Origin of the sequence: Pseudarthrobacter sp. fls2-241-R2A-127 (assembly GCF_030209355.1) — a bacterium.
In the GTDB taxonomy this organism is placed as follows: Bacteria; Actinomycetota; Actinomycetes; order Actinomycetales; family Micrococcaceae; genus Arthrobacter.
Genome location: NZ_JARVSF010000023.1, coordinates 122,336 through 138,753 on the forward strand (window position 1 = coordinate 122,336; position 16,418 = coordinate 138,753).

The window sequence follows — 16,418 nt, forward strand, 5'->3', positions numbered from 1 at the left end:
TGTGCAGGAATCCGGCCAAAGCTGTGCCTGTCCTGTGAAGGGTGTTACTGCTGAGCAAGGACGCAGGAATGCCCGGCCCCCGTGATGGGGACCGGGCATTCCGGTTGCCGGTGTTACGCGGCTGTTCTGGTGGTGCTACTTGGTGATCGGGCCGAGTACGGGGTCGTCCGTGTAGGCCGTCTTCACGTTGGCGGCGGTCACGATGACCGGCTCCAGCAGGTAGGCGGGAACAACCTTGTTGCCGTTGTTGTAGGACTTGTCGTCGTTGACCTCAGGCTTCTTGCCGGCCTGCAGGTCCTTGACCATGGTGATGGCGTGCTCGACGAGCTTGCGGGTGTCCTTGTTGATGGTGGAGTACTGCTCGCCGGCAAGGATGGACTTGACCGACTCAACCTCGGAGTCCTGGCCGGTGACGACCGGGATCGGCTTGCCGGCGGCCTTGACGGAAGTCAGGATCGCGCGGGCCAGGGTGTCGTTGGGGGACAGGACGCCGTCAACGTTGGCGCTGCTGTAGCTGCCGCTAAGCAGGGTGTCCATGCGGCGCTGGGCGTTCTCAGCCTTCCAGCCCTGGGTTACTGCCTGCTCGAAGGTGGTCTGTCCGGAGACAACCTTGAGGGTGCCGTCGTCGATCTTCGGCTTCAGGATGCTCATGGCGCCGTCGAAGAACACCTTGGCGTTGGCATCGTCCGGGGAACCTGCGAACAGTTCCACGTTGTACGGGCCGGTGGGCTTCTTGGCCTTGAGTCCGTCCAGCAGGGCCTGGCCCTGCAGAACGCCAACCTTGAAGTTGTCGTACGCCACGTAGTAGTCAACGTTCGCGGTGTTCAGCAGGAGGCGGTCGTAGGCGATGATGGTGGCGCCTGCGTCCTTGGCCTGCTTGAGCTGGGTACCCAGCTGGGAGCCGTCGATGGCGCCCACGATGATGACCTTGGCACCCTTGGTGACCATGGCGCTGATCTGGTTCTGCTGCTCGGAGACGCCGCCGTTGGCGAACTGGACGTCAGCCTTGAACCCGGCGCCGTTGAGGCCGTCGTTGAAGAGCTTCTCGGCCAGGACCCAGTTTTCACTGGTCTTCTGCGGAAGGGCGACGCCGATGGAGGAGTTCTGGTCGAATCCGGCAGCTGCGCTGCTGGAACCGCCCGAGGGCTCCGAGCGTCCACAGCCAGTCAGCGCCAGTGCTGCGATGGCAGCAACCGCTGCGGCCTTTCCTGCTTTACCAAACATTTGCATTGTTGGTTCTCTTTCTTTGTGTAATGGAACAGTATTCAGGCTGCAAACTTCAGGCTTCCCTGGCGATCGCTTCCTTGGTGGAGGTTGTTTCGTCAGGCTGGAGGGGGCTGCTGGGGCCCGAGGTGTTGCGGTTCATGTTCCGGGTCAGCATGCCGATGATGGACCGCTTGCCCTGCGACTTGTTGTAGACGTCAAAGGCCACGGCGATCAGGAGCACCAGGCCCTTGATGATCTGGGTGAGGTCGGCACCGACGCCGAGGAGCTGCAGGCCGTTGTTGAGCACTGCCATGACCAGGCCACCGATGATGGAGCCGACGACGGTACCCACACCGCCGGTCACGGCCGCGCCACCGATGAAGACGGCGGCAATGGCGTCCAGTTCCCAACCCACGCCGTCGAAGGGGCCGGAGGCGGTGGAGCGGCCCACGAAGATCATGCCGGCCAGGCCGGCCAGGATGGACATGTTCATCATGACCAGGAAGTTGACCTTCTTGGACTGCACGCCGGAGAGCTCGGCAGCGTGCCGGTTGCCGCCCACCGCGTAAACGTGGCGGCCAACGACGGTGCGCGAGGAGATGAAGCCGTAGATCAGGACAAGCACTGCCAGGATCAGGCCCGGGATGGGGAAGGATGTGCCGGGGCGGCCGGTGGCGAACAAGTACGTGGCGTACAGGATGGCGGCGCAGATCAGCACCAGCTTCAGCGCGGTAACCCACATCTCGGGAACTTCGGCGCCCAGCGCTTTGGCCCGTGCCCTGGCGCGGAGTTCGCCCACGACGACGAACACCGCAACGGCAATGCCCATCAGGAGCGTGAGGTTGTTGAACCCGGTGTCCGGTCCTACCTCGGGAAGATAGCCCGAACCCAGGTACTGGAAGTCTTCCGGGACGGGAATGGTGTTGGATTTGCCAACGAACTGGTTGAAACCGCGGAACAGGAGCATGCCGGCCAGGGTCACGATGAAGGCAGGGATGCCCACATACGCCGTCCACCAGCCTTGCCAGGCGCCAATGGCCGCGCCCAGGACAAGACCCAGCAGGACGCCGGCCCACCAGGGGATGCCCCAGTCCCGGATGGCCAGGGCAACCGTAACCCCTACGAACGCGGCGACCGAGCCGACGGAGAGATCGATGTGGCCGGCAATGATCACCAGGACCATGCCGATCGCCAGGATCAGGATGTAGGAGTTTCCGTTGAAGAGGTTGATGACGTTACCCGGAGTGAGGGTGCGGCCGTCGGTGAAGATTTGGAAGAAAATGATCAGTGCAACCAAGGCGAAGATCATGCCGAATTGGCGGGTATTGCCGCCAAACAGCTTTTTGAGGGCGTTCATGGTGTCAGTCCTTGTGTCCGGAAGGTTCTGGGGTTTGCCAGAAGGTCAGGCGGCTTTTCGGTTAGCGGAGGTCATCAGTTTCATCAGGCTTTCCTGGCTGGCCTCGTCTTTGTTCAGGACACCGGTGATGGCGCCTTCGAAGATGGTGTAGATACGGTCCGACAGGCCCAGGAGCTCGGGAAGCTCCGAGGAAATCACGATGACGCCCTTGCCCTGGTTGGCGAGCTGCTGGATGATGCCGTAGATCTCATACTTGGCGCCGACATCGATACCGCGGGTTGGCTCGTCGAGGATCAGCAGGTCCGGGTCGGTGAACATCCACTTGGCGAGGACCACTTTTTGCTGGTTGCCGCCGGAGAGTTTGGCAACGCCTTCCTGGACGGACGGCGTCTTGGTCCGCAGCGACTTGCGGTACTGCTCCGCGACCGTGAACTCCTGGTTGGCGTCAACCACGAAGTTGTGGCTGATTTTGCGGAGGTTGGCAGCCACGGTGGTGGTCTTGATGTCGTCCAGGAGGTTCAGGCCCAGGGACTTGCGGTCCTCGGTGACGTAGCCCAGTCCGGCGTCGATGGCCTGGCGAACGTTCTTCAGGACCACTTCCTTGCCGTCCTTGTAGATGTGGCCGTCGATGAAGCGGCCGTAAGACCGGCCGAAGACCGAGCGGGCCAGTTCAGTGCGCCCTGCGCCCATGAGCCCGGCGAAGCCGACGATTTCCCCACGGCGGACGAAGAAGTTTGAACCCTTGCACACCAGGCGGTCCTGCATGGCGGGGTGGCCGACGGTCCAGTCCTTGACCTCGAAAAACACCTCGCCGATCTTGGGAGTGTGGTCCGGGAACCGGGATTCCAGGGTCCGGCCCACCATGCCCTTGATGATCCGGTCCTCGTCCACGCCGTCCTTCTTGACGTCCAGGGTCTCGATGGATTTGCCGTCGCGGATGATGGTGATCGAATCGGCAACCTGCTCAATTTCGTTGAGTTTGTGCGAAATGATGATCGAGGTGATGCCCTTGGCCTTCAGGCCCAGCATCAGGTCCAGCAGATGCTGGGAGTCCGACTCGTTGAGGGCGGCGGTGGGCTCGTCAAGGATCAAGATCTTCACGGACTTGTTCAAGGCCTTGGCAATTTCCACCAGCTGCTGCTTGCCGACGCCGATTTCCTTGATGGGAGTGTCCGGATCATCCCGCAAGCCAACCCGGGCCAGCAGGTCCAGGGACCGCAGCCGGGCTTCGGCCCAGTCGATGACGCCCCGCTTGGTGGGTTCGTTGCCCAGGAAGATGTTCTCCATGATGGACAGTTCCGGGATCAGCGCCAGTTCCTGGTGGATGATCACGATTCCGGCGTGTTCGCTGGCCCTGATGTCCCGGAACTGCTGGACCTGGCCCTGGTAAACGATGTCGCCGTCGTAGCTGCCGTAGGGGTAGACACCGGACAGAACCTTCATGAGCGTGGATTTGCCGGCGCCGTTTTCGCCGCAGATGGCGTGGATTTCGCCGGCCCGGACCCGGAGGCTCACGTTCGACAAGGCTTTAACGCCGGGGAATTCCTTGGTGATGGACCGCATCTCGAGGATGACCGGATCCGTGTGCGTGGTCTGGGACGTCATGAGCCCTAACCCTCCAATGCAATGACTTCTTTGTCCGGCCGGCAAAGCGCAGGGCCGTCTGAACCAAAAGTAAACTGGATCACAGCTATTGTCGTCAAGTCTTTAACGCAATTGCCCGATAACGAAATGGTCTACGACCTGCGGATACCGGCATGCTGGAACACCAAAGCGGCTGCTCCCAAGGCCTCGGCGCGGTCACCCAGTGAGGACATGGCAAGGGTTGTGGTTTCGCCGATCACCGGCACGGCGTGCCGGATCAGCCCCCGGCGGATCGGGTCCAGCAGGATGTTGCCCAGACCTGCCAGCGGGCCGCCCACCACGATGACCTCGGGGTTGATCAGGTTGGCAACATTGCCCAGGGCGCGGCCCACCGCCAGGCCTGCATCGTCCACCACGCGGAGGGTGGCAGAGTCCCGGTTCAAGGCTTTCCTGACGATGTCCGCGGGGGTCAGCGGCCTGTCCTCGCCGCGGCTCAGGAGCTCGATCATAGTGGTGGTGGATGCGATGGTTTCCAGGCACCCGCGGTTCCCGCAGCGGCACACGAGTCCTTGCTCGTGGATGGTGGCATGGCCGATTTCGCCGGTGATCCCCACGTTGCCGTAGTACGGTGCGCCGTTGAGGATCAGGCCGGCTCCGATGCCGGAACCGATCTTCAGGAACATCAGGTTGCTGACCCCCGAGTGCTGTCCCCACGTGACCTCGGACCACGCCCCGAGATTCGCGTCATTGTCAACAAATACGGGGATTCTCAAGGTTTGCTCAAGGTGCTGGAGGATGTTGATGCCCACCCATTCGGGAAGGATCGCCCCCTGCGCCACCGTGCCCGTGCGACGGTCAATGGGGCCTGGAATTCCGACGCCGGCGCCCACCACGTAGCTGCGTTCCACCCCGCTTTCGCGGAGCAGTTTCTCCAGCAGGTCCACGGCCGCCTGGATGCCGTCGTCCGCCTGGTGGCCCAGCGGGAGCATGACGGATTCTTCGGCGATGACGTGGTAGCTGAGGGAGGCAAGGACCACCCGCAGGTGCCGGCGGCCGAAGTCAATGCCGACCGCCACGGCGCCGTTGCTGTTGAGCCGCACGTTCAGTGCCCGGCGGCCGGAACTGGTAATCGGTTCGGTTGAGGCCAGGCCGGAATCCAGCATGATCTTGACGATGTTCGAGACGGTGGCGGTCGAGAGCCCCGTCTGCCTGGCGAGCTCCGCCTGCGTGGACGGGCCCCCCATAAGTGCCTCAATGATCCGTTGCTGGTTCAGCTGCCGCAGGGCTGACTGTGAGCCGGGGTTCTTGGGCTTGCTCCTCGTTGAGCGCGTGGTTGCGGACATGCTAAGAAGATTGCCCTATCGCTCCTCTTGTAGTCAAGAAGTTAACGCATAGCGACGGTTGGATGGCTGAAGAACTCGGCAGAAGGCGGCCGCGCGCCACGCCCGTGCATTCCGTCCCGCAGCAGGGGTGAACGGGTCCAAACGACCCACGGCTTTCCCGGCGGCGCTGGCTACGCTGGAGGAAGTGAACAGTTCGGCCCGTCCAGTTCGCATGGGCAGGCATACAGAAGGTGGTAATGATGCTGCTGTCCGTCCTGCAGGCGAATGCCGCGGTCCTGGACGTTGAGGCCAATCTCCGAATCATTGATGAGGCTGCCAACCGCGCCGCCCGCGCCGGTGCAGGCCTGCTGCTGACGCCGGAGCTGTTCCCCGTGGGCTACGCGCCGCTGCGGCTGCGGGACGATCTGGACCCGGCAACCCTTCCGGCCATTCGCGAACGCCTGGCAGGCATCGCCCGCCGCAACGGGATTGGCCTCGTCTACAGCCTCCCGGCCGTCGCCGACGCCGAGGCCGACGCCGCACCCGGGGAAGTGGACCGCGCGGGCGGTCCCTGCTGGCACATTTCCGCCTCGCTGGTGGATGCCGGCGGTGCAGAACTTCTCCGGTACGCCAAGGTGCACCTTTTTGGCGACGAGGAGCGCCAGGCGTTCGTTGCGGCCAGCGAGCCGCCCGCCGTCGTCGACTTCCTCGGTATCCGCACCTCACTGCTGATCTGCTACGACATCGAATTCCCCGAGGCCGCCAGGGCCGCAGCCGCCCGCGGCGCGGAACTGCTGCTGGTACCGACCGCCTTGTCCGCCGGTTATGAGGCCGTGCCCCAGGTTCTTGTCCGCGCCCGCGCGCTGGAAAGCCAGCTAAACGTGGCGTACGCCAACCACTGTGGCACGGAGGGTTCCTACACATTCGGCGGGGGAAGCGTGGTGGCGGGGCCGGATGGCGGCCTGCTGGCCGCAGCGGGGAATGCCGCGGAACTGCTGTTCGCCACGGTGGGTCCGGAGGCCGTCCGCGCCGCCAGGGACGACGTGCCGTACCTGAGGGAGCGCAGACCCGGGCTGTACCGCGAGTGGGAGGCCGGCCTCGCAGACGGAACGGGCCGGCCCTCGGATCACCAGGATTAGCCGCCGTCCGCCGCCCCCTCCGTCAACGCGTCCGCGTACTGCAGGGCGATCCACAGCTCTGCCCGCACCTGCGCCTGGTTCAGGTCCATTCCGAGCAGATCGGCAAGGACCCCAACCTGCCGCCGCACACTGTTCCGGTGAAGTCCCAGCCGCTTGGCGGAGCCGTCCCAGCTGCCGTTCTCGGTGAGCCAGCCGCGCAGCACTGCCAACAACGGATCCCGCCGGTCCGGTTCGAGAGCCAGGACCGGATGAAGGAGCCGTTCCGCCAGCATGGTCCCTGCTTCGCGGCCCAGCAGGCCTGCCACCGACCACTGGACCTCGTCGGCGCGCACACTGTGCCCGCTTCTTTGCACCTGGCTCCGCAGCGAGCTTGCACCTTGGTACGCGGCGGCAAGGCCGGTCAGCTCGGTGGGTTCGCCGATCACCAGGCGCCACCCGAGCTTCTCGACCTCGGCCAGCAGGGAATCGTCCACCCTCAGCCGGGTCACCGCGGCGAATCCGTAATCGGTGATTTCCACCAGTTTGGTGTCGAACAGGCGACGCCACTGCAGGAGTTCCCTGACAGGGCTGTCGCCGGCAGGCCACTCCGGGGCGTCCATTTTGATGCCTTGCACTACCCGCATGGCCGCGGACCGGGTGGAGGAGAGGCTCTGAGCCATCAGATCCCGGAGTGCGTTCAGGTGCCTGCTGCCCCCACTGGTGAGGCTTTCGGGATGCAGCAGGACCGCCGTGGCCAGCTGGCTGGGGGCCAGCGAGCCGCTGGTGCGCTGCCGCACCAACAGTTCCAGGAGCCCGACGGCAGACTGGACAACATTGTTCTGCGCCGGCGTCAACGCCGCATCTGAACCGAGAACCAGCGCGCCCAGGTTGGCGTCCTTGGTGCTGCGCAGCGGATGGCCCACCACCAGTGCCGAACCGGGCTGGTCAAACCCGTCCATCTCCACCCGGGGTCCGCTGCCGGACAGCAGGCGTTTGAGCATGGGTTCCAGCAGGGAAAGTTCGACGGCGGGGCTGCCGCCGCCATTGGTGCCGCGGGCCCGCACCCGGCCGTCCGCTCCCACCATGACCGCCCACACGGGCACGCGCTGGACCAGCGCCGCCAGCAGTTCGTGTTCCGGCCGGGGGGAGAGGACTGCGCGCATCAACTGCCGGTTGGTCTCCGCCAATTGCCTGAAGACCCTCGCATTGTCAGACTCAAGAAGCTGCGAGAACTGAAGGCCGATGGCAGCGAAGGGGAGTGACTCCGGCACCTCGAACAGCGTGAGGTTGTGCCGCCGGCACGCGTCGATGACCACGTCCGGGACGGCGTCGAAGTATGGCCTGATCCCGAATCCCAAAGCCGCCACCTTGGCATCCACAAGCCGCCGGACGTAAGCGTCCACACTGGCGGGCGCTCCGCCGCTGCCCAGGAACGGGAGGCCGGCCGTCAGCAGGAACTCGCCCTCCGGGAGGTAGGGGGTCGGATCCTCCAGTTCGCTGGGCTCGACCCACCGCAGCAGCCGTCCGCCGCTGCCGCCGTCGTGGAGCGTCTTCAACAGCGGCGGCAGCTGGTCAAGGAACTGCTGGAGGGTGACGAAGCTCAGCCGCCCGCTGTCCGCGGGCTCAGCAGGCATGGCTCACCGAGGTGTCGCAGGAGCTTCCCGGGTCCGCCTGGACGGTGACCGGGTATTGTGCATAAAGTCTCATGCTTGGACACTATAGGTCATTTTGCACCGTTCTGAGAGTTGGCTCACATGCCAACCTTGGGGAGGGGAAACCGAAAACTACTCTGAAGGGACGTCAACGGTGACTGTGCCTGTGACCACCGAAAAACCCATTGCGCCGGAAGCTTCCCGGCCGCGGCTGGCGGATCAGCTCCTGCGCCGCAAACCGATCGGCCAGATGGTCAGTGAAGCCGGAAGCGGTGAGGGCGGCACCGCCCTGGTCCGCAGCTTCGGCGTCCTCCACCTCACCATGATCAGTGTCGGCGCCACGCTCGGGACCGGAATCCTGGTGATCCTTGGAGAGTCGGTTCCGCTGGCCGGCCCGGCCATCTGGATCTCATTCGTCATTGCCGGCCTGGCCGCGCTGCTCTCTGCAGTCTCCTATGCCGAAATGGCCGGCCTGGTTCCGGTCGCGGGCTCCAGCTACTCCTATTCCTACGCCACCATGGGCGAGGGCATGGCGTGGATCTGCGGGTGGTGCCTGGTCCTTGAGTACGCCGTTTCCGTGGCGGCAGTAGCCGTTGGTGCGGGCCAGTACGTCAATGAGGCGTTGGCGGTGTTTGGGCAGGTACTTCCTGATGCCATGTCCCAGCCGCCAGGCGACGGCGGGTTGGTGAACATCCCGGCGATGGCCATCGTGGTCCTGGCCATGGTCCTGCTGGTCCGCGGTGCCAGGGAAAGCGCCTGGATCAACACGGCCGTGGTCATCATCAAGATCGGCATCCTGCTCTTCTTCTGCGCCGTTGCCTTTACCGCCTTCAACGCAGGCAACTTCGAACCGCTCTTGCCCATGGGAGCCGCCGGTGTTTCCGCAGCGGCCTCGCGGGTGTTCTTCTCCTACATCGGCTTTGATGCCGCCTCCACCGCGGGCGAAGAAGCCAGGAATCCCAAGCGCGACCTTCCCCGCGCCATCCTGCTTTCCATGGTGATCGTCACCAGCGTCTACGTCCTGGTGGCGGTCGCCGCCATCGGCGCCCGGCCCTGGGGCTGGTTTGACGGTACCGAGGCCGCCCTGGTCCAGATCCTCGAGGAGACCACCCACCAGCCGTGGATTGCACTGGTTTTCTCCATTGGCGCTGTCCTTGCCATTGCCAGCATCGTCCTCACCGTGCTGTACGGCCAGACACGCATCCTGCTCTCGATGTCCCGGGACGGCCTGGTGCCCAGGGTCTTCGGGCGTGTGTCCGCCCGCACCGGCACCCCTGCCGCCGGAACGCTCATCGTGGGAACCGCCGTCGCCCTGACCGCGGGACTCGTGCCGCTCGGCGCGCTGGCGGATGCCACCAGCATCGGAACACTGTTCGCCTTCGCCCTGGTCAACGTCGCCGTCATCTACCTGCGGCGCAACCGCCCGGACCTGGAGCGCAGCTTCCGGGTTCCCCTGTACCCGGTGACACCGGTGCTGGGAACGCTCATGTGCGCATATCTGATGGCGAACCTCGGTGCCGATACCTGGGTTGTCTTCGGCGCCTGGATGCTTGTGGGGATCGCCATCTACTTCGGCTATGGACGCCGGAACTCCAAGGTAGCGGCCCTGAGCGAGTCCGACTACCGTGAACTGACCGCCAAGGCCCCGCGCCAGGAACCTGTGAAAGCAGAACACTCATGACCATCGCCACCGAACTGCCGGCCTCTGATCCCTCCAGCACCTCCACCCGGCCGGACGCAGCAACACAGCCGGGTCCGGGCGCCCGGCCGCCCATCACCATGCTGAACCCCGACTTCCCGTTCAGCTACGACCTCTACCTGGCACACCCGGACGGCATGGGTTCGGTCCCGCCGGAGCTGTACGGGACGGAAGTTGCCGTCATCGGAGCCGGGCTCTCCGGCCTGGTGACGGCCTATGAGCTGATGAAACTCGGCCTGCGTCCGGTGGTCTACGAAGCAGACCAGATCGGCGGCCGGCTCCGCACCGCCGCCTTCCCCGCGGCGCCCGGCGTGGTGGCGGACCTCGGCGGTATGCGGTTCCCGGTCTCGGGCAAGGCCTTCTACCACTACGTGGACCTGCTGGGCCTGGAAACCGGCGAGTTCCCCAACCCCCTCGCCGAGGCTACCTCCAGCACCGTGATTGAGTTGGCGGGCAAGAAGCACTACGCGGAAAAACCGGGCGACCTTCCGCCCTTCTTCCGCGAGGTTGCCGACGCCTGGAAAGCCGCCGTCAATGACGGCGCGAAGTTCGCCGAGATGCAGGACGCCATCCGCGCACGCGACACTGGCCGGATCAAGGAACTGTGGAACGAACTGCTCCCGCTCATGGATGAGCAGACCTTTTACGGGTTCATCGCCGCGAGCGACTCCTTCAAAAAGGCGGGGTTCGCCCACCGGGAAGCCTTCGGCCAGGTGGGATTCGGCACCGGAGGCTGGGACACCGACTTCCCCAACTCCATCCTGGAGATCCTCCGTGTGGTGTACACCGATGCGGACGACCAGCACCGCTTTATCCGCGGCGGAGCGCAACGGCTGCCCGAGGCACTCTGGCAGCACGCGCCGTCGGACCTGGTGCACTGGCCGGCCGGAACTTCCCTGTCCTCCCTGCACTCCGGCTCGCCCCGCGGCGCCGTGGGAAAGATCAGCCGGGACCCGGACGGCAACCTAAGGGTCCGTGAACGCTGGGGCCGCGAGGCCAGTTACCCGGCGGTGGTGACCACCTGCCAGTCGTGGCTGCTGTCCACCCGCATCCACACCGAGGAGGCACTGTTCCCCGCCGAGCTGTGGACCGCCATGGAGAAATCGCACTACATGCAGTCCTCCAAGACGTTCGTGATGGTGGACCGGCCGTTCTGGAAGGACATCGACCCCGAAACGGGCAACGAGGTCCTGTCCATGACCTTGACGGACAGGCTGAACCGGGCCACCTACCTGCTGGACAACGGCCCGGACCAGCCCGCCGTGATCCTGCTGTCCTACACCTGGAACGACGACGCACTGAAGTGGTTGGCCCTGGACGCGGACGAACGCGTGGAACTGATGCTGCACTCGCTGGAGCAGATCTACCCGGGTGTGGACATTGCCGGGCACATTGTCGGCCAGCCCATCACCGTGTCCTGGGAAGCGGATCCCAACTTCATGGGCGCCTTCAAAGCCAACCTGCCCGGGCACTACCGCTACCAGCAGCGGCTGTTCACGCACTTCAAGCAGGACGCCCTTCCCGAATCCCAGCGCGGGATCTTCCTGGCCGGCGACGACGTCTCCTTCACGGCGGGTTGGGCCGAGGGCGCCGTGACCACCGGGCTGAACGCCGTGTGGGGCGTGGTGAACCACCTGGGCGGCACATCCGCTCCGGGCAACCCGGGCCCGGGCGATCTGCTGGAACAGTTTGGTCCTATCGAATTGGACTGACTTTGGGCCCACGCCCGCAGGGTTCCCTGGCCGAGCGTGCGAGGTTAGGGTGCGGGTGGGGACTACTGGTGGAGCTCGCGGTGTTTCGCCGCGAGCTCCACGTACCTCGCTGCGTTGGCGCGCACGCCGTCGAACTCCTCTTCGGTGAGTTCGCGGCGCACTTTGGCGGGCACCCCGGCTACCAGGGAGCGTGGCGGAACCACGGTTCCTTCCAGGACCACGGCGCCGGCCGCCACCAGCGAGCCGGCGCCGATCACGGCGCCGTTCAGGACCGTCGCGCCCATCCCGATGAGGCAGTCGTCCTCGACCGTGCAGCCATGCACGACGGCGGCGTGCCCCACGCTGACCCGGTCGCCCACCGTGCAGGGGAAGCCGGGGTCGGCGTGCAGCACCACGTTGTCCTGCAGGTTGCTGCCGGTGCCCACGGTGATGGCCGCGGTGTCGGCCCGCACCGAGACGCCGTAGAACGCGCTGGAGTCTGCGGCCAGCGTTGCGTTGCCGATAATCGACGCTGACGGGGCCACGAACGCTGAAATATGGACAGCCGGGGAATTGCCGGCGAAAGGGTATAGAGGAGCCATGGCTTCACCCTAAGCCACCCCTCCCGGCGGCGGCATCGGTGTCCATTGCGACTGGTCTGTTGCGGCTGCCGCCCCCCGGGGGAGGGGCTTAGTTGAAGACCACCGTCCGGTTGCCGTCCAGCAGCACCCGGTGCTCGGCATGCCACTGCACGGCCTGGACCAGGGTGCGCCCCTCCACGTCCCGGCCCATCTGGACGAACTGCTCCGCCGTGCGGGCGTGGTCCACGCGGATGACTTCCTGCTCGATGATCGGCCCCTCGTCCAGGGCGGCGGTGACATAGTGTGCCGTGGCACCGATGAGCTTCACGCCGCGTGCGTGGGCCTGGTGGTACGGCTTGGCTCCCTTGAAGGACGGCAGGAACGAGTGGTGGATGTTGATCGCCTTGCCGGTCAGCTCGTTGCAGAGGTCGTCAGAGAGGATCTGCATGTAGCGGGCCAGGACGGTCAGTTCGACGCCGTGTTCGGCAATAATGCCGCGCAGCTTGTCCTCTGCCTGCACCTTGGTGTCCTTGGTGACCGGGATGTAGTGGAACGGGATGCCATAGAACTCAGCGAGCCCGGCCAGATCCCGGTGGTTGGACACGATGGCGGGGATCTCGATGGGCAGGGTCCCGGAACGCTGCTGGAAGAGAAGGTCGTTGAGGCAGTGCGCGGCGGTGCTGGCAAGTACCAGGGTGCGCACCTTGTCGCCTACAGTGTTCAGGCTCCACTGCATGGCGAAGGCTTCGGCCACCGGTTCAAGGGCCGCACGCAGTTCTGACTTGGGTGCGGCTGTGGTGACCTCCACGCGCATGAAGAAGTTGCCCGTTGTGGGGCTGCCGTACTGCTGTGAGTCCGTGATGTTGCAGCCTGCCACCAGCAGGGCTCCGGCCACGGCGTGGACGATTCCGGGACGGTCCGGGCAGGACAGGGTTACGACGTACGCTTGGTTCAGCAGCTGTTCATTCACGCGTAACAGCCTACCCGCGCCGCGGGCGCCGGTTTTGGTAGGCTGGAAGGGTCGCAACTGGCGTTGGGTGGCTAACCACCAGGGAGCGGCAATCACGAAGACCACGGATCGTACGCCTGGGCCGAGGGTCATGTTTTGCCGGAATTGGGGCTGCCACGCGCCAGCGCAGCAGCACTATGCCGTGCTTCCACGCCCTGTCATCAACGCGGTGGGAAAGCGCGCCAGCCGGTAGCCTGACCTAAGCAGTGCCCGTATCCCTAGCCAGGAGTTCTTCGTGACTACTACAGCCACCTCTACCACAGCCGTCAGCAACCAGCCGCTGGCTGAGCTCGACCCCGAAATCGCCAAAGTCCTCGAGCAGGAGCTTGGCCGCCAGCGCGGCACCCTGGAAATGATCGCCTCCGAGAACTTCGCGCCCCGCGCCGTGATGGAAGCCCAGGGTTCCGTCCTCACCAACAAGTACGCCGAGGGCTACCCTGGCCGCCGCTACTACGGCGGCTGCGAATACGTCGACGTGGCAGAGCAGCTGGCCATCGACCGGGTCAAGGCCTTGTTCGGCGCCGAGTTCGCCAACGTCCAGCCGCACTCCGGCGCGCAGGCCAACGCCGCCGCACTCTCCGCCATGATCACTCCCGGCGACAAGATCCTGGGCCTGTCCCTGGCCCACGGCGGCCACCTGACCCACGGTATGAAGCTGAACTTCTCCGGCAAGCTGTACCAGGTTGCTGCCTACCAGGTCGAGGAAGACAACTTCCGCATCGACATGGATAAGCTGCGTGAGCAGGCCATTGCCGAGAAGCCGCAGGTCATCATCGCCGGCTGGTCCGCCTACCCCCGCCACCTTGACTTCGCCGCCTTCCGCTCCATCGCCGATGAAGTGGGCGCGCTGCTGTGGACCGACATGGCGCACTTCGCCGGCCTGGTTGCCGCCGGACTGCACCCGAGCCCGGTGCCGCACTCCGACGTCGTCACCTCCACCGTGCACAAGACCCTGGCCGGTCCGCGTTCCGGTGTGATCCTGGCCAAGGAACAGTACGGCAAGAAGCTGAACTCGAACGTCTTCCCCGGCCAGCAGGGCGGCCCGCTGATGCACGTCATCGCCGCCAAAGCCGTGGCCTTCAAGATCGCCGGCACCCAGGAATTCAAGGAGCGCCAGGAGCGCGTCCTTGAGGGTGCCAAGATCATCGCAGACCGCCTGAACCAGGCTGATGTTGCCGAGGTCGGCGTTTCCGTCCTCACCGGCGGCACCGACGTCCACCTGGTCCTCGTCGACCTGCGCAACTCGCAGCTGGACGGCCAGCAGGCCGAGGACCTCCTGCACTCCGTGGGCATCACCGTCAACCGGAACGCTGTTCCGTTCGACCCGCGCCCGCCGATGGTCACCTCCGGCCTGCGCATCGGCACTCCCGCCCTGGCCACCCGCGGCTTCGGAGCCACCGAGTTCACCGAGGTTGCGGAGATCATCGCCACCGCCCTCAAGGCAGGCAACAGCGCCGACGTCGAAGCGCTGCAGTCCCGCGTTGACAAGCTGGCAGCGGACTTCCCGCTCTACCCGCAGCACGAGCAGTGGTAACCAATGACTGAAACCACAACGGCACAGATCCTCGACGGCAAGGCCACCGCCGCTGCCATCAAAGCCGAGCTGACCGAACGCGTGGCCGCACTCAAGGCCAAGGGCGTCACTCCCGGTATCGCCACTGTGCTGGTGGGCGCCGACCCCGCCTCGCAGCTCTACGTCTCCATGAAGCACAAGCAGTCAGTGCAGATCGGGATGAACTCGATCCAGCGCGAGCTGCCGGCCGATGCCACCCAGGACCAGGTGGAGGCCCTCATTGACGAACTCAATGCGGACCCCGCCTGCCACGGCTACATCGTCCAGCTGCCGCTGCCCAAGCATCTGGACACGGACGCCATCCTGGAGCGGATCGACCCCGCCAAGGACGCCGACGGCCTGCACCCCACCAACCTGGGCCGGCTGGTGCTGAACGTCAACAACAAGATCACCACGCCGCTGCCCTGCACTCCCCGGGGAGTCATTGAACTCCTCGAGCGCAACGGCTACAGCCTTGCCGGCAAGCACGTTGTGGTGGTCGGACGCGGCGTGACTATCGGCCGTTCCATCGGGCTGCTGCTCACGCGGCGGGACGTTAACGCCACCGTGACCCTGACCCACACCGGGACCAAAAACCTGTCGGAGCTGCTTCGCCAGGCGGACGTGATCGTGGGCGCGGCGGGTGTGAAGCACATCGTCAAGGCCGCCGACGTCAAGCCGGGTGCCGCGCTGCTGGATGTCGGCGTCACCCGCGAAACCGATCCGGAGACGGGCAAGAGCCGCGTCTACGGCGACATCGATCCTGCCGCCGCGGAGGTGGCGGGCTGGATCTCGCCGAACCCGGGCGGCGTGGGCCCCATGACCGTGGCCCTGCTGATGACCAACGTAGTGGAAGCGGCGGAACGCGCCGCGGGCATCGCGCAGTAGTCCCGCACACTGCAGCGCACGACGGCGGCACGGCACCTTTTGCACGAAAGGTACCGTGCCGCCGTCGGCCGTTAACGAAACTGCCGGCGTCCTGCCACTTGCGCGCCGCCGGAGCCTGTTCCGGGGGGAGTGCCCCTGTTCGCCGGGGGTGGAAGACGGCCGGAGCACTGCCCGCCATTTGAGACAATGGCTGCATGCGAACTTTGGGCAGCTCATCGTCATCCTCCAAACCCGCCAGGGGCGGCTTTTCGATGTTCCGCATCAGCGGGCCGGGCCTGATGGTCCTGGTCACGGCGTTCATCGTTGCCGTCCTCTTTGCGGCAAACAAGAACGACGTCGTGGGCTGGGTTGTAGCCATCATCGCCGGCTTCTGGCTGGCCCTGGCCGCGTTCGTGGTCTTCAGCATCCAACGGGCCGCCAGGAAGGCGGGAGCCAAGCTCAGCGAGGCACAGAGCGCCTTCAACACGGCCACCGGCCGCGCCCCGGCGCCCGGTTCCGCCGACCACGGCGGAACCCGCGTGATATACGAACGCTCCGAATCGGACGAAGTACGCGACCTCAAGCTCGACCACTCTTTCAAAATCGTCCAGGTGCAGGTCCGCGTGGTGGAAGAGGAGCGCGCCAAGGGAGCCGCCGCCAACCAGGACACCATCAACCGCGCACTGGAGACCATCGAGATCACGGCCACCAACGCCAGGGACATGATCAAGTCCTCCGGCGGCAGCGGAGAACCGGTCGCCGGAACCATCATCGACTAGA

13 protein-coding genes and 1 riboswitch are annotated in these 16,418 nt (G+C 65.3%); of the genes, 6 read left to right on the top strand and 7 right to left on the bottom strand.

Annotated features, from left to right (window positions below; genetic code table 11):
* Positions 1-135: 135 nt before the first annotated feature.
* The 4 genes from QRN53_RS15725 to QRN53_RS15740 form a co-directional block, all read right to left on the bottom strand.
* Positions 136-1,230: a substrate-binding domain-containing protein gene (locus QRN53_RS15725; RefSeq protein ID WP_285244775.1), complete on the bottom strand. Its 1,095-nt coding sequence runs from the start codon at positions 1,228-1,230 to the stop codon at positions 136-138.
* A 49-nt stretch (positions 1,231-1,279) separates the two neighbouring features.
* On the bottom strand, positions 1,280-2,563 hold the full coding sequence (gene mmsB / locus QRN53_RS15730; protein WP_285244776.1) for a multiple monosaccharide ABC transporter permease: 1,284 nt from the start codon (positions 2,561-2,563) through the stop codon (positions 1,280-1,282).
* Between the two features lie 45 nt (positions 2,564-2,608).
* Positions 2,609-4,168, bottom strand: a complete 1,560-nt coding sequence (gene mmsA / locus QRN53_RS15735; RefSeq protein WP_285244777.1) for a multiple monosaccharide ABC transporter ATP-binding protein — start codon at positions 4,166-4,168, stop codon at positions 2,609-2,611.
* A 131-nt stretch (positions 4,169-4,299) separates the two neighbouring features.
* Entirely contained in the window at positions 4,300-5,490 is a 1,191-nt protein-coding gene (locus tag QRN53_RS15740) for an ROK family transcriptional regulator (protein WP_285244778.1), read from the bottom strand.
* Positions 5,491-5,726: 236 nt separating this feature from the next.
* On the opposite strand from QRN53_RS15740, the gene QRN53_RS15745 reads away from it, so the two are divergent.
* On the top strand, positions 5,727-6,608 hold the full coding sequence (locus tag QRN53_RS15745) for a nitrilase-related carbon-nitrogen hydrolase (RefSeq protein ID WP_285244779.1): 882 nt from the start codon (positions 5,727-5,729) through the stop codon (positions 6,606-6,608).
* Here QRN53_RS15745 and QRN53_RS15750 read toward each other — a convergent pair.
* A complete protein-coding gene (locus tag QRN53_RS15750; RefSeq protein ID WP_285244780.1) occupies positions 6,605-8,221 on the bottom strand; it encodes a PucR family transcriptional regulator in 1,617 nt (538 codons plus the stop codon). The genes QRN53_RS15745 and QRN53_RS15750 overlap by 4 nt on opposite strands.
* A 268-nt stretch (positions 8,222-8,489) precedes the next feature.
* Here QRN53_RS15750 and QRN53_RS15755 point away from each other — a divergent pair, with 268 nt between their 5' ends.
* Both QRN53_RS15755 and QRN53_RS15760 read left to right on the top strand, forming a co-directional pair.
* Entirely contained in the window at positions 8,490-9,920 is a 1,431-nt protein-coding gene (locus QRN53_RS15755; RefSeq protein WP_285244841.1) for an amino acid permease, read from the top strand.
* A complete protein-coding gene (locus QRN53_RS15760; protein ID WP_285244781.1) occupies positions 9,917-11,650 on the top strand; it encodes a flavin monoamine oxidase family protein in 1,734 nt (577 codons plus the stop codon). The genes QRN53_RS15755 and QRN53_RS15760 overlap by 4 nt, the downstream gene beginning before the upstream one ends.
* Positions 11,651-11,712: 62 nt before the next feature.
* Here the strand turns inward: QRN53_RS15760 and QRN53_RS15765 are convergent, their stop codons facing one another.
* Complete coding sequence (locus QRN53_RS15765) at positions 11,713-12,231, bottom strand: gamma carbonic anhydrase family protein (protein ID WP_285244782.1); 519 nt, start codon at positions 12,229-12,231, stop codon at positions 11,713-11,715.
* 88 nt (positions 12,232-12,319) lie between these two features.
* Positions 12,320-13,180, bottom strand: coding sequence for a formyltetrahydrofolate deformylase (gene purU / locus QRN53_RS15770; RefSeq protein WP_285244783.1), 861 nt, complete (start codon positions 13,178-13,180; stop codon positions 12,320-12,322).
* Positions 13,181-13,223: 43 nt separating this feature from the next.
* Positions 13,224-13,309, top strand: a riboswitch (ZMP/ZTP riboswitch).
* Between the two features lie 145 nt (positions 13,310-13,454).
* Here purU and glyA point away from each other — a divergent pair.
* The 3 genes from glyA (at position 13,455) to QRN53_RS15785 (ending at position 16,417) form a co-directional block, all read left to right on the top strand.
* Positions 13,455-14,753 (top strand): serine hydroxymethyltransferase, encoded by a 1,299-nt coding sequence (glyA, locus tag QRN53_RS15775; protein ID WP_285244784.1) that lies wholly within the window; start codon positions 13,455-13,457, stop codon positions 14,751-14,753.
* A gap of 3 nt (positions 14,754-14,756) precedes the next feature.
* Entirely contained in the window at positions 14,757-15,659 is a 903-nt protein-coding gene (locus QRN53_RS15780; protein ID WP_285244785.1) for a bifunctional methylenetetrahydrofolate dehydrogenase/methenyltetrahydrofolate cyclohydrolase, read from the top strand.
* A gap of 194 nt (positions 15,660-15,853) precedes the next feature.
* Complete coding sequence (locus tag QRN53_RS15785; protein ID WP_285244786.1) at positions 15,854-16,417, top strand: hypothetical protein; 564 nt, start codon at positions 15,854-15,856, stop codon at positions 16,415-16,417.
* The last annotated feature ends 1 nt before the right edge of the window (position 16,418 follow it).